Genomic DNA, 13,581 nt, shown 5'->3' on the forward strand with positions numbered 1-13,581 from the left:
ATTACGTAGCGGGTTGCGCTGCGCTATCACACCTCGCCCCACGGCAGCATCAGCGTCAGCAGCGACAGCTGCGCGAACTCGGGCGTGAAGGCGTCGATGATCTGCTGCGGTGCGGGGCACAGCGCGGTGTCGGTCATCACGCCGAACTGCACGCCGCCGCCGTAGCTGAGGATGGACACGCCCAGCCCGATGTCGCCCGACTGCGGCACCCAGAACATGCACTGCGTGACGCGCGCGCCGCACAGCGTCAGCGCGTCGCGCGGGCCGGGCACGTTGGTCATCACGGCGGTGGTCTTGCGCGCGAACAGGTTCAGCAGCGCGTCCTGCGCGGGCTTGACCAGCATGCCCGCCATCGACAGCATGGCGAAGGCCAGCAGCGGCTGCGTGCTGCCCTTGAGCGCGTTCATGCGCTGGCGCACCTCGTACACGCGCTCGATCGGGTTCTCGATGCCGATGGGCAGCACCAGCGGCACCAGGCCGAAGCGGTTGCCCAGTTTCCAGGCCTGCTCCATGGGACGCAGGTTCACCGGAATCATGGCGCGGATCTCCTGGCCCGCCGGGTCGTCGCCCTGGGCGCGCAGGTAGCCGCCAATGGCGCCGGCCACGCACGACAGCAGCACGTCGTTGACCGAGCAGTTCAGCGCCTTGCCGATGGCCTTGACTTCGTCCAGCGGGATCGGCGGGCACCAGGCCACGCGCTTGGCCTGGCCCGGCTTGCCCTTGAGGCGCGTGGCCGAGTCGTCGGGCATGAGCGCCAGCGCGGCGGCGTCGCTCACCAGCTGGTAGGCCATGCGCGCGGCCTCCACCGAGCCCGCCAGGCCCTGCTCCAGCATCTTCTCGGGCTCGCGCAGCAGGTGCAGCGAATGCGCGGCGCTCTCGCCCGCCATGTCGATGGCCTTCACGGCCATGTCGGTGAAGGGGCGGATCAGCGTGTCGGCCAGCCATTCCTCGGGGCTGCCCGCATCGTGCGCGGGCCTGGCGCGGCGCTGCGGCGGCTCGCTGCCGCCATCGACCAGCGACAGCGTGACCGAGATCAGCGCAATGCCGTCGGCGATGCAGTGGTGGATGCGCACGATGAGCGCGCTGCCCTTCTCGCCGTCGTCGCCCGTGAAGTCCTCGACCAGGTGGAACTGCCACAGCGGCCGGCGCCCGTCCAGCGGCTGCATGGCCAGCTCGCCCACGCGCTGCTGCAGCGCCTGCTGCATGCTCTGGCCCTTGCGGCGCGGCAGCGGCTCGCGCACCACGTGCGCGGCGATGTCGAAGCGGTCGTCATCGACCCAGGTGGCGCCGGCGGCGTCCTGCACCACGCGCTGGCGAAAACGCGGGTACTGCAGCAGGCGCTGCTGCACGCGCTCGCACAGCGCCTGCCAGCCGATGCCGGGCGAGAGCGTCCACACGCCGTTGATCATCATGCGGTTGTGGTCGCTGTCCATGCGCAGCCAGGCCGTATCGACCTTGCTCATGCGCTCGCCCGACAGGCCCAGCATGCCCGTGGCCGCGCGCTGCACGTTCTTGCCGACGATGCGCGCGGCGCGTGCCGCTGGCGCGGGCACGGCCAGGAGGGGGGCGGCGGCGGAGGCGATGCGGGTGACCATGGGGGGCGTGTCCTGTGCGTTGGGTGGTGGAAGGGAGCGCGGATTTTGGGGGATGGCCTCTAGGGAATGCACCCTAGCGGCAAGGGCCGGGCCGTAAGATACACCGGCGCATGCACTTGCCGACACCCGTTTTTTCCCACCTTGCGAGGAGACTCCATGTCCGATCTGAACGCCACCTTTGAAGCTGCCGTGGCCAACTCCAAAACGCTCAGCGAGCGCCCCGACAACGCCACGCTGCTGAAGATCTACGCGCTGTACAAGCAGGCCACCGAGGGCGACAACGAGTCCAAGAAGCCCAGCTTCACCGACATGGTCGGCCGCGCCAAGTGGGACGCCTGGGAAAAGCTCAAGGGCACCGGTGCCGACGAGGCCAAGCAGCAGTACATCGACCTGATCGAATCGCTGCGCTGACCGGCGCGGCACCCTGCCAAGGCGGCCTGCGGGCCGCTTTTTTCATGGTGCGTACCTGTTGCCGCGGCACGACAGGTCGGGCGTTCCCGGGGATTCTGGTTTCTAGAATGGAAACAATTCTTGTTTTTATTCATGAAATCATGACAACCCAACACCCGCGAACCGCACTGTGTCTTGGCCTCGCACTGGCCTTCGGCCTCGCACCCGCCCTGGCCCGGGCCCAGAGCACGGGGGCCCTGCTACCCGAAGTGCGCGTCGATGCGAACGCCGAAAAGGAATCCGCCACCACCACCGGTGGTGGGCTACCGCGCGCGCAACGCGGTCACGGCCACCAAGACGGATACGCCGCTCGCGGAAACCCCGCAATCCGTCACCGTGGTCACGCGCGACCAAATGGTGGACCAAGGCGCGACCACGTTCCAGGAGGCGCTGCTGTACGCGGCGGGCGTGCGCAGCGACGCCTACGGGCTGGACAGCCGTTCCGACAGCGTGCGCGTGCGCGGCAGCTGGCCCGACACCTACCTCGACGGGCTGCGCCAGAACTACAACTGGTACACCAGCACCGTGCCCGCCGACCCGTACGCGCTGGAGCGCATCGAGGTGCTGCGCGGCCCGTCGGGCATGCTCTTCGGCGCGGGCACGGTGGCGGGCGTGGTCAACATGGTGAGCAAGCGCCCGCAGCAGGAAACGCAGCGCGAGGTGGGCGTGCAGATCGGCAGCTGGAACCGCAAGCAGCTGCAGGCCGACCTGACCGGCCCGCTCACGGCGGATGGCGCATGGTCCTACCGCCTGGTGGCGGTGGCGCGCGACGCCGACACGCAGGTGGACCATGTGCCGAACGACCGCCGGCTCATCGCCCCCTCGCTGGCCTGGCGGCCCAGCGCCGCCACGTCGCTGGTCCTGCAGGCCCACTGGCAGCAGGACCGCTCGGGCAGCACGTCGCAGTTCCTGCCGTGGTCCGGCACGCTGCTGCCGAATCCCAACGGCATGCTCCCCGTGGGCCGCTTCATCGGCGAGCCCGGCGACTACTACGACACCGACCGCGAATCCATCGGCTACCTGTTCGAGCACCGCTTCGACGGCGCCTGGACCGTGCGCCAGAACCTGCGCCTGGCCCGCAACGAGAACCGCGGCGGCTACCACTACGCGGACTTTTTCACCATCCCGGGCGGATGGGGCGCCGACCCGGCCAACCAGCGCCTGATCGGCCGCCTGTACGGGCAGAACGCCACGCGCACGCGCATGGCCGCCGTGGACACGCACCTGCAAGGCAACTTCGACGCTGGCGGCATGCGCCACCAGTTGCTGCTGGGCGTGGACTGGAACCGCCAGACCGAGAACAAGACCGAAGCGGGCGATGCGTACAACACGCCCATCGACGCCTATGCGCCCGCGTACGGCAACCGCCTGCGCCCGGCGCTCGCCGCGCGGCCCGAGAACGTGCAGCGCCAGAGCGGCCTGTACCTGCAGGACCAGGTGAAGTGGGGCCCGTGGATCTTCATCGCCGGCCTGCGCCACGACCGCGCCGTGAACAGCCTGGCGGGCGCGCAGGACGACCGCACCAGCGCCACCACCAGGCGCCTGGGCGTGATGTACCAGCTGCCCGGTGGCTGGACGCCGTACGTCAGCTACGCCGAGTCCTTCAATCCCATCAGCGGCACCGACGCCTACGGCCAGCGCTTCAAGCCGCTGGAAGGCGAGCAGGTCGAGGTGGGCGTGAAGTACATGCCCGAGGGCAGCGCCACCCAGTTCACGGCCGCGGTGTACGACCTCAAGGAAAAGAACCAGCAGACGCCCGACCCGGTCAACCCGAACAACGCGCTGCAGGCGGGCCAGACGCGCAACAAGGGCGTGGAGCTCGAATACAAGGCGCGCGTGGCCACGGCCTTCGACCTGACGGCGCACTACAACTACACCGACGTCGATCCCCTGCTCGAAGGCATGCCGCGCCACCAGGCGGCCGTGTGGGGCGTGTACCGCTTCGCGCTGGGCGGCGTGCGCGGCTTTTCCGTGGGCGCGGGCTACCGCTGGCTGTCGTCGTTCCACGACGGCACGGGGCCCCGGGTTCCGGCGGCGGGCGTGGCCGACGCCATGCTGGCCTACGACAGCCAGGACTGGCGCTACGCGCTCAACATCAGCAACCTGGCCGACAAGCAGTACATGAGCACCTGCCTGTCGCGCGGCGACTGCTGGTGGGCCCCGCGCCGCAACGTGGTGCTGAGCGCTACGTACCGCTTCTGAGCGGCGGCCGCTGCCAGCCCCCGGTCAGCCGGCCTTCTTCTTGCCGGTGGATTTGGGCTTGGCCGGCGCCAGCAGGGCGTCGAACTGCGTGTGCAGCTCCGTCTCGATGCGGTGCCTGAACGCGCTGACCAGGAAGCCCAGCCGCGCGTCCAGCTCGAACAGATCGGGGTAGACCTGCAGCGTGCCGTTGACGCCCGCGCGCGTGAAGTGCACCGTGTCCTGGTCGTCGCCCTCCTCGTAGGTGCATTCCATGTCCAGCTTCTGTTCGGCCTTTTCGGCCCAGGCAAAGGCGATCTTGCGCGCGGCTTCAAGGCCGAGCTGGTGGGGGCGGCGGATTTGGATGTGGGACACAGGCGAACTCCTTGGGCGCGGCCGGCTGCAGCGCGCACAGGGCCTGCAGGCGCTGCGCGGCGGGCAGGGCCGCCATTTTTCGTACGGCATCATAAAACCGTGGCCAGTCGCTTTCCTCGCGCCGCAGCAGCACCTCGAACGCATCGGCCCAGCCGTCGTAGGCGGCCTGCGCGGCGAAGGCGGCGTTGTTGGCCTGGGCCACCCAGCGGTCGTAGCCGGCCAGCGTGGGCGCGGCCTGCGGCGCGGCGGCCAGCCACTGCGCGCGCAGCGCCGCGTAGCGCGTGCGGAAGTCCTGCATTGCTTCCGATTTCATAGCTTCCAGCGCTTGACTGGTAAGGGCTGAGGCCGATTTTTGTGCATAAACCTCCGCCAGCCGCTCGCGCGTGGCGCGGGTGAGCTGGCGGAACTGCGCGCGCCGCGCCTGGCTCGCGCGGTCGGCCGCCTGCGCGGTGGCGCTGGCGTGGCGCGACAGCCACAGCGCCCCGCCCACGCGCTCCACGGCGGTGGCGAAGGATTCGTTGAACGGCGTGTCGCCCTCGGCGTAGACCACCTGGTGCGCCAGCTCGTGGAACATCAGGCGCACGAAGTCGCCCTCGGGCCAGTGCACGAAGGTGGACAGCAGCGGGTCGCCGCCGAGCCAGTTCAGGTAGCCCAGCGTGGAGTACGCGGGCACGCCGTACACCGACACCTCCAGCCCCTGCGCGGCCAGCACGCGCGCCTGGGCCTGCGCGCCGGCCTCGCTGAAGTAGCCGCGGTAGCCGATGCAGCCCGTGAGCGGAAAGCACCAGCGGTGCAGCGTCAGCGCGTCGGGCGGCGCGGCCACCACGTTCCACACGGCGGCGGGGCGGCCCAGGTCGGCGTAGCGGCGGTAGCTGGCGTTGTCGGGCAGGTGCAGCGTGTCCACGGCGAAGGCGCGGGCGCGTTGCGCCAGTTCCAGCCGCTCGCGCAGCGCCGCCGGGGTGCCGTCGTCGGCGATCCACGCGGGCAGCGGGCGCGCGGCCTGCATCAATGCCAGGTGGCCGCGCAGGCCCTGCCAGTAGTAGCCGAGCTGGCTGTCCTGCGCGCAGCCGGCCAGCAGCCAGGGCAGCGCGAGCCAGGCCAGGCGCCGCCGTGCAAGGGAATTCGGCCATCGAAGCATGCCCCGACTGTGCCATGGCCCGCCTACACTTGCGGCATTCACCCTCTGTTCACCCTCCGGACTGTCTTGATGGAAATCTTCTCGCTGGCACTGCTGCTGCTTTTCGGCCTGCACCTGCTCAAGTCGCGCGAGCGCGCGGCGCGCGTGGCGCTGCTCGGCGGCTTTCTGGCGCGCTACCAGATCGAGAAGCTCATGGAGTCGCTGACCGAGGGCTACCTGCGCGCGCTGGGCGAGCAGGACGCGCAACGGCGCGCGCAGATCTGGGACCTGCTGGCCACGACCGAGAAGAACCTGGTGCTGCAGTTGCAGTCCCTCGCCGACGACTTCGGCCGCGTGCCGGCCGACGAGGCGCGCGTCAGCACCCTGGCCATCGCGCTGCCCTATGCCAGCCGCTGGCTGCCCTCGGCCACCTTCGACATGCGCGCCATGCTGCAGTTGCATGCGCGCGGCATCGCCGCGGTGGTGGCCCAGGCCGCCGGTGGCGAGGACGGCACGGCGCAGGACCGCAAGCGCCAGGCCTACACCCTGACCGCCGAGCTGTACCTGCTGCAGCACAGCTGCCACTGGTTCTGCCGCTCGGCCACGGTGGCGTCGGTGCGCCTCATCGCGCTGCACCAGACGTCGTACGAACAGGTGCTGGCCGGCGTCTCGCCCGCCACGCGCGTCGCGTACCGGCGGCTTGCCGGAGTTTGATTCCCGAGGTTTCGCCATGCTTTACAAATTCAAGTCCCGCGCCACCGCCGACGTCATCATGCTCGAACCCAATGGCCGCCAGCTGGTGCAGATCATGGGCAAGGAGCCCGGGGCGGGCGGCATCGTCACGGTGGAGCAGATCCCTGCCGCCATCGCGGCCATCGAGGCGGCCATCGCCGCCGAAGACCACGCGCTGGCCCAGGCGGCCCAGGAGCGCGAGGGCGATGGCTCCGAGGAGCGGCCCGATGCCGTGCACCTGCGCCAGCGCGCCGCGCCGCTGCTCGACATGCTGCGCCGCAGCGCCGCCGCCGGGCGCGAAGTGACCTGGTGAGCCAGGGCATGTTCTAAAGAAAAAAGCCTCCAACGCTTGCCAGGCAAGCGCGGGAGGCTATCAAAAGAGGAGTGGAGCGCTTCGAACTGGCGCGCTCCAAGCCAGCGGACGCCGCGCAAGGGCCGCCCCGCCGCGCTGGCGTCGTCCCCCTTCCCGCGCTGCAAGCGCGAGAGAAGGGGGAAGGCGCGTCAGCGCCTCAGGGGGTTGTCACTCATAACTCCGTGCGTCCTCGATCACCTTGCCGTCGTTGGGCAGGCTGCCGGGAGCCACCATCTGCACGTCGCCGCGCAGCTTGGTCACCTCGCGCACGGCCTCGGCCAGTTGCAGGGCCAGGCCTTCGGCGGTTTCGGTGGTTTCCACCTGCAGCACCATCTGGTCGTTGGCCATGGCGCCGCTGACCACCAGGCGCGCGCGCTGCACCTGCGGGAAACGCTTGGTGATGGCCGCCACCTGGCCCGGGTGCACGAACATGCCGCGCACCTTGGTGGTCTGGTCGGCACGGCCCATCCAGCCCTTGATGCGCGTGTTGGTGCGCCCGGTGGGGCAGTCGCCCGGCAGCACGGCCGAAAGGTCGCCGGTGCCGAAGCGGATCAGCGGGTAGTCGGTGTTCAGCGTGGTCACCACCAGTTCGCCGACCTCGCCCTCGGGCACCGGGTCGCCGGTGCCGGGGCGCACGATCTCGACGATCACGCCTTCGTCCAGCACCAGGCCTTCGCGTGCGCTGGTCTCATAGGCGATCAGGCCCAGGTCGGCGGTGGCGTAGCACTGGTAGCCGGCCACGCCGTGCTGCGCCAGCCAGTCGCGCAGCGAGGGCGGGAAGGCCTCGCCCGAGACCAGGGCCTTGGCCAGGCTGGGCAGGGCCACGCCCATGGCCTGGGCCTTTTCCAGGATCAGCTTGAGGAAGCTCGGCGTGCCGATGTAGCCGGCCGGACGCAGCTCGGCCATGGCCTGCACCTGCTGCTCGGTCTGGCCTGTGCCGCCGGGGAACACGGTGCAGCCCAGCGCGTGGGCGCCGGTTTCCATCATCGAGCCGGCGGGCACGAAGTGGTAGGAGAAGCAGTTGTGGATCAGCTCGCCCGTGCGGAAGCCCGCGGCGTGGATGGCGCGCGCCATGCGCCAGTAGTCGCGCCGCGTGCCCTCGGGTTCGTAGATGGTGCCGGGGCTGGCGAACACACGCGGCATCTGCGGGCCGAAGCCGTGCGTGGCGAAGCCGCCGAAGGCGCTCTGGGCGCGCTGCTCTTGCTGGCGCTGCAGCAGCTCGTACTTGCGCGTGACGGGCAGGCGCGCGAGCGCCGCGCGGCTGGTGATGGTGGCCGGGTCGATGTCCGCCAGGATGCTGGCGAACGCGGCCGAGGCCGTGCGGGCATGCTGGATCTGCCGGGGCAGCGCGGCCATCAGGGCGGCTTCGCGTTCGGCGTGGGGGCGGGTTTCCAGGGCGTCGTAGAACTTGCTCATGCCGTGGTCTCCTGTGTGCTTCAGGTTGAGGGCCAAAAAGGCCGCTAGCGCTTACCATATAAGCGCTGGCAGCTACGAAATCAGGAGTGAATCATTCACCTCAGGCGAGCCAGCGCTTGCGGCGCTTGTAGCTCTTGACGTCCTTGAAGCTCTTGCGCTCGCCGCCGCCGACGCCGAGGTAGAACTCCTTCACGTCCTCGTTGCTGGCCAGGTCGCTGGCGGTGCCGTCCATGACGATGCGGCCGCTTTCCATGATGTAGCCGTAGTCGGAGTACTTCAGCGCCATGTTGGTGTTCTGCTCGGCCAGCACGAAGGTCACTTTTTCCTTCTTGTTCAGGTCCTGGACGATGTTGAACACTTCCTCCACGATCTGCGGCGCCAGGCCCATCGAGGGCTCGTCGAGCAGCACCAGGCTGGGGTTGGCCATGATGGCGCGGCCAATGGCGCACATCTGCTGCTCGCCGCCGGAGGTGTAGGCGGCCTGCGAGGTGCGGCGCGTCTTCAGGCGCGGAAAGTAGTTGTAGACCTTCTCCAGGTTCGCGGCGATCTCGCCCTTGCTCTTGCGCGTGTACGAGCCGGTCATGAGGTTTTCCTCGATGGTCAGGTGGGCGAAGCAGTGGCGCCCTTCCATGACCTGCACCACGCCGCGCTTGACCAGGTCGGAGGGCGAGAGGTTGTCGATGCGCTCGCCGCGCAGGTCGATCGAGCCCTTGGTGACCTCGCCGCGCTCGGCCTTGAGCAGGTTGGAGATGGCGCGCAGCGTGGTGGTCTTGCCCGCGCCGTTGCCGCCCAGGATGGCGACGATGCTGCCTTCGGGCACCGACAGCGATACCCCCTTGAGCACGAGGATCACGTGGTTGTAGATCACCTCGATGCCGTTGACGTTCAGAACGATGTTTTTGGAGTCCATGGTGTTGCCTTCGCTGTGCCAATCGGGAGGGCTGCGGGCGCAACCCTTTCGATTGGCGGCTGCCTGGGGGCAACCGCTGTGTCACTGGCCGTTGAGACTGGCGCTGCCGAGGCCGGCAGACGCCGCGCAAGGGCCGCCCCGCAGCGCTGGCGTCGTCCCCCTTCCCGAATCGCGCAGCGATTCGAGAGAAGGGGGAAGGCGCGCAGCGCCTCAGGGGGATGCCCTCAAGACTGGCAGTCCGCCGCGTCGCGGCGCGTCATCTTCTTGTCGGCCAGGTACTTCTCCGAGCCGGACTTGACCAGGGGCTTGAGGATCTGCTCATCGGCCTGGTACCAGTCGGAGGAGAACTTCCACTGCTTGCCGTCCCAGGTGTGCACGCGCGCCCAGGTCGAGCCCATGTGGTCGTTGCAGCTGGTGGACAGCGGGCGCATCAGGTCGGTGAAGCCCAGCGCGTCCAGCTTCTTCTGGTCGAGCGCCAGGTTTTCCATGCCCCAGCGCACCTGCTCGCCGGTCATGACCTTGCCCTTGCCGAAGCGCTCCTGCGCGCGGCGCACGGCTTCCACGCCCAGCATCTGGATGATGACGCCGCGCGTGTACAGCACCGAGCCCACTTCATCCTTCGGGCCCGTGCCCTGGCCCTTCTCATGCACGTGCTTCAGGATGTCCTGGATGACCTTGGACTGCGTGCCGTAGCCGTTGAGCGCCAGCGCGTGGTAGCCCTTGGCGCCTTCGCCCACGTCGCGCACGTCGGGCTCGGCACCGGCCCACCACACGCCGTACATCTTGTCGCGCGGGAAGCCGGTGGCCTGCGCTTCCTTCAGGGCGGTGGAGTTCATCACGCCCCAGCCCCACAGCAGCACGTAGTCCGGGCGGCTCTGGCGCACCTGCAGCCAGGTGGCCTTCTGCTCCACGCCGGGCGCGGTCACGGGCAGCATCTGCAGCTCGAAGCCGTGCATCTTGGAGCGCTCCTGCAGCAGCGGGATGGGCTCCTTGCCGAACGGGCTGTCGTGGTAGACCAGGGCGATCTTCTTGCCCTTGAGCTTGTCCAGGCCGCCGGCGTTCTTGGCGATGTGCTGAATCAGGATGTCGGCGCCGGTCCAGTAGCTGCCCATGTAGGGGAAGTTCCACTTGAACGCCATGCCGTCCTGCGCCACGGACAGGCCGTAGCCCAGCGTCATCAGCGGGATCTTGTCCACGGGCGCCTTCTCGGTCAGCGCGAAGGTGATGCCGGTGGCCTGCGGATCGAACAGCGACACGCCGGGGCGGCTCTTCAGGCGCTCGTAGCACTCCACGCCGCGGTCGGTGGCGTAGCCGGTCTCGCATTCCTCGAACGTGATCTTCACGCCGTTGATGCCGCCGTCGCGCGCGTTGATGAGCTTGAGGTAGTCCTGTTTGCCGTTGGCCCAGGGCGTGCCGTTGGGGGCGTAGGGGCCCGTGCGGTACGACAGCAGCGGGAAGAACTGCTCCTTGGCTTGCGCGAAGGCGCTCGTGGCCACGCCAGAGGCGCCTGCGGCAACGACGGCGGCAGCGATCACGATTTTCGAAAGCTTCATGGTTGTCTCCTAGTCAGAGGTGGGCGAAACGCAGGAACGGGAATCAATGCGGGAAGGGCCACACGCGCAGCTTCTGCTTGGCGGTGGACCACAGCTTGGCCAGGCCGTGGGGCTCGACGATCAGGAACCAGACGATCAGCGCGCCGAAGATCATCAGCTCGGCGTGCGACAGGCCGGCGGTGGAGATCTCCATGCCGAACAGGCCGAAGAGCGCGGGCAGGAACTGGTTCAGGAAGATGGGCAGCACCACGATGAAGGCCGCGCCGAAGAACGCGCCCATGATGGAGCCCAGGCCGCCGATGATGACCATGAACAGCAGGCGGAACGACACCTCGACCGAGAACGCGGCCGGCTCCCACGAGCCCAGGTGCACGAAGGCCCACAGCGCGCCGGCCATGCCGACGATGAAGGAGCTGACGGCGAACGCCGAGAGCTTGGCGTACATGGGGCGGATGCCGATCACGCTGGCGGCCACGTCCATGTCGCGGATGGCCATCCACTCGCGGCCGATGGCGCCGCGCACCAGGTTCTTGGCCAGCAGCGCCACGACCACGAGCAGCGCGAGGCAGAACAGGTACTTGCTCATCGCGCTCTCGATCGGCATGCCCAGCACCTGCAGGTGGCTGACCGAGACCGAGCCCGAGTCGGAGTTGTTCGTGAACCACTTGATGCGCAGGAACATCCAGTCGCTGAAGAACTGCGCCGCCAGCGTGGCCACGGCCAGGTACAGGCCCTTGACGCGCAGGCTGGGCAGGCCGAACAGGATGCCGAAGAAGGTGGCGCACAGCCCGCCCAGGATCAGCGCCGGAATCAGCGGCATGCCGGGGAAGCGCACGAAGAAGTTGAACGCGCCGTAGGCCCCCACGGCCATGAAGGCGCCCGAGCCCAGCGAGATCTGGCCGCAGTAGCCGACCAGGATGTTCACGCCCAGGGCGGCCATCGACATGATGACCAGCGGGATCAGGATGGCGCGGTAGAAGTAGTCGCTGGCCAGCATGGGCACGAGCACGAAGGCCACGGCCAGGAAGGCCAGGATGACGATGCGGTCCTGCGCGATCGGGAAGATCTGCTGGTCGGCACGGTAGCTCGTCTTGAACTGGCCGTTTTCGCGGTAGAACATGTCTTGCTCCTAATTGTTCTGGTGGATGCGGCGGTTCAGACGCGGTCGATGATCTTCTCGCCGAACAGGCCTTGGGGCCGGAACAGCAGGAACACGAGGGCCAGCACGTAGGCGAACCAGATTTCGATGCCCCCGCCCACGAACGGGCCCAGGTAGACCTCGGAGAGCTTCTCGCCCACGCCGATGATCAGGCCGCCGATGATGGCGCCGGGCACCGAGGTCAGGCCGCCCAGGATCACCACCGGCAACGCGCGCAGCGCCACGGTGGTCAGCGAGAACTGCACGCCGAGCTTGGAGCCCCAGATCATCCCGGCCACCAGGGCCACCACGCCGGCCACGCACCAGACGATGACCCAGATGCGGTTGAGCGGAATGCCGATGGACTGGGCCGCCTGGTGGTCGTCGGCCACGGCGCGCAGCGCGCGGCCGGTGCCGGTCTTCTGGAAGAACAGGCTCAGCAGCACCACCAGCGCGGCGGCGATGGCGGCGGCGATCACGTCTTCCTTGTTCACCAGCACGCCGCCCTCGAACATCGACTCGAACAGGAACACCGGCTCCTTGGGCATGCCCACGTCGATCTTGTAGATGTCGCTGCCGAACAGCGTCTGGCCCAGGCCTTCCATGAAGTAGGTGATGCCCAGCGTGGCCATCAGCAGCGTGGCGCCTTCCTGGTTCACCAGGTGGCGCAGCACCAGCCGCTCGATCACCCAGGCGCAGACGAACATGATGGCGCCCGCGATGATGAAGGCCGCCAGGTTGGCCACCAGCATGTTCTCGATGCCGGTCCACTTCGGGATCCATTCCGCGAAGCGCGCCATCGCCAGGGCCGCGAACAGCACCATGGCGCCTTGCGCGAAGTTGAACACGCCCGAGGCCTTGAAGATCAGCACGAAGCCGAGCGCCACCAGCGAGTACAGCATGCCCGCCATCAGGCCGCCGATCAGGGTTTCCAAAAAGAATGCCATGGTTGCTCTCCTGCCTTGCCCTCAGTGTCCTGCGCCCAGATAGGCGCGGATCACGTCTTCGTTGTTGCGCACTTCGTCGGGCGCGCCGTCGCCGATCTTCTTGCCGTAGTCGAGCACCACGACGCGGTCGGAGATGTCCATCACCACGCCCATGTCGTGCTCGATCAGCACGATGGTGGTGCCGAACTCGTCGTTCACGTCGAGGATGAAGCGACACATGTCCTGCTTCTCCTCGACGTTCATGCCGGCCATGGGTTCGTCCAGCAGCAGCACCTGCGGCTCCATGGCCAGGGCCCGGCCCAGGTCCACGCGCTTTTGCAGGCCGTAGGGCAGCTGGCCCACGGGCGTCTTGCGGTAGGCCTGGATTTCCAGGAAGTCGATGATGTGCTCGACGAACTCGCGGTGCGCGATCTCTTCCTTCTCCGCCGGGCCGATGCGCAGCGCCTGCAGCAGGATGTTGCTTTTGATCTTCAGGTTGCGGCCCGACATGATGTTGTCGATCACGCTCATGCCCTTGAACAGCGCCAGGTTCTGGAACGTGCGCGCCACGCCCATCTCGGCCACCTGGCGGCTGTTCATGTGGTCGAAGGTCTTGCCGCGGAAGGTGATGGAGCCCTCGGTGGGCGTGTACACGCCGTTGATGCAGTTGAGCATCGACGACTTGCCGGCGCCGTTCGGGCCGATGATGGAGCGGATCTCGTGCTCCTTCACGTTGAACGAGATGTCCGTCAGCGCCTTCACGCCGCCAAAGCGCAGGCTGATGTTCTTGATGTCGAGGATGACATCGCCGATCTTTTTCTGTGTCATGGCTGTGCGTC

The 13,581-nt window shown here is 68.2% G+C and carries 13 protein-coding genes; 4 read left to right on the forward strand and 9 right to left on the reverse strand.

Features of this window, described 5'->3' with window-relative positions; all coding sequences use genetic code 11:
* Positions 1–26: 26 nt before the first annotated feature.
* A complete protein-coding gene (locus YS110_16955) occupies positions 27–1,595 on the reverse strand; it encodes a wax ester/triacylglycerol synthase family O-acyltransferase (GenBank protein ID UJB66320.1) in 1,569 nt (522 codons plus the stop codon).
* 156 nt (positions 1,596–1,751) lie between these two features.
* Between YS110_16955 and YS110_16960 the strand changes: the two genes are divergently transcribed.
* Together YS110_16960 and YS110_16965 are read left to right on the forward strand one after the other, a co-directional pair.
* On the forward strand, positions 1,752–2,006 hold the full coding sequence (locus YS110_16960) for an acyl-CoA-binding protein (protein UJB66321.1): 255 nt from the start codon (positions 1,752–1,754) through the stop codon (positions 2,004–2,006).
* 258 nt (positions 2,007–2,264) lie between these two features.
* The gene (locus tag YS110_16965) at positions 2,265–4,247 is read left to right on the forward strand and encodes a TonB-dependent siderophore receptor (GenBank protein UJB66322.1); all 1,983 of its coding nucleotides are present in this window, start codon (positions 2,265–2,267) and stop codon (positions 4,245–4,247) included.
* 24 nt (positions 4,248–4,271) lie between these two features.
* Here the strand turns inward: YS110_16965 and YS110_16970 are convergent, their stop codons facing one another.
* The gene (locus YS110_16970; protein ID UJB66323.1) at positions 4,272–4,598 is read right to left on the reverse strand and encodes a polyhydroxyalkanoic acid system family protein; all 327 of its coding nucleotides are present in this window, start codon (positions 4,596–4,598) and stop codon (positions 4,272–4,274) included.
* On the reverse strand, positions 4,555–5,736 hold the full coding sequence (locus tag YS110_16975) for an aminopeptidase (GenBank protein ID UJB66324.1): 1,182 nt from the start codon (positions 5,734–5,736) through the stop codon (positions 4,555–4,557). The genes YS110_16970 and YS110_16975 overlap by 44 nt, the downstream gene beginning before the upstream one ends.
* 69 nt (positions 5,737–5,805) lie before the next feature.
* Here YS110_16975 and YS110_16980 point away from each other — a divergent pair, with 69 nt between their 5' ends.
* Positions 5,806–6,429, forward strand: a complete 624-nt coding sequence (locus tag YS110_16980; protein ID UJB66325.1) for a hypothetical protein — start codon at positions 5,806–5,808, stop codon at positions 6,427–6,429.
* 16 nt (positions 6,430–6,445) lie between these two features.
* Entirely contained in the window at positions 6,446–6,760 is a 315-nt protein-coding gene (locus tag YS110_16985; GenBank protein ID UJB66326.1) for a DUF1840 domain-containing protein, read from the forward strand.
* A gap of 207 nt (positions 6,761–6,967) precedes the next feature.
* Here YS110_16985 and YS110_16990 read toward each other — a convergent pair whose 3' ends face one another.
* The 6 genes from YS110_16990 to YS110_17015 all read right to left on the reverse strand — a co-directional run bounded on the left by YS110_16990 (position 6,968) and on the right by YS110_17015 (position 13,570).
* Positions 6,968–8,215 (reverse strand): AMP-binding protein, encoded by a 1,248-nt coding sequence (locus tag YS110_16990; protein ID UJB66327.1) that lies wholly within the window; start codon positions 8,213–8,215, stop codon positions 6,968–6,970.
* 100 nt (positions 8,216–8,315) lie between these two features.
* Positions 8,316–9,125: an ABC transporter ATP-binding protein gene (locus tag YS110_16995; protein UJB66328.1), complete on the reverse strand. Its 810-nt coding sequence runs from the start codon at positions 9,123–9,125 to the stop codon at positions 8,316–8,318.
* A gap of 224 nt (positions 9,126–9,349) precedes the next feature.
* Positions 9,350–10,678, reverse strand: coding sequence for an ABC transporter substrate-binding protein (locus tag YS110_17000; protein UJB66329.1), 1,329 nt, complete (start codon positions 10,676–10,678; stop codon positions 9,350–9,352).
* Between the two features lie 43 nt (positions 10,679–10,721).
* Positions 10,722–11,798, reverse strand: a complete 1,077-nt coding sequence (locus YS110_17005) for a branched-chain amino acid ABC transporter permease (protein UJB66330.1) — start codon at positions 11,796–11,798, stop codon at positions 10,722–10,724.
* A 35-nt stretch (positions 11,799–11,833) separates the two neighbouring features.
* On the reverse strand, positions 11,834–12,763 hold the full coding sequence (locus YS110_17010; protein ID UJB66331.1) for a branched-chain amino acid ABC transporter permease: 930 nt from the start codon (positions 12,761–12,763) through the stop codon (positions 11,834–11,836).
* Between the two features lie 21 nt (positions 12,764–12,784).
* Entirely contained in the window at positions 12,785–13,570 is a 786-nt protein-coding gene (locus tag YS110_17015) for an ABC transporter ATP-binding protein (protein UJB66332.1), read from the reverse strand.
* Between the last annotated feature and the right edge of the window lie 11 nt (positions 13,571–13,581).

Source organism: Acidovorax sp. YS12 (assembly GCA_021496925.1).
In the GTDB taxonomy this organism is placed as follows: Bacteria; Pseudomonadota; Gammaproteobacteria; order Burkholderiales; family Burkholderiaceae_C; genus Paenacidovorax.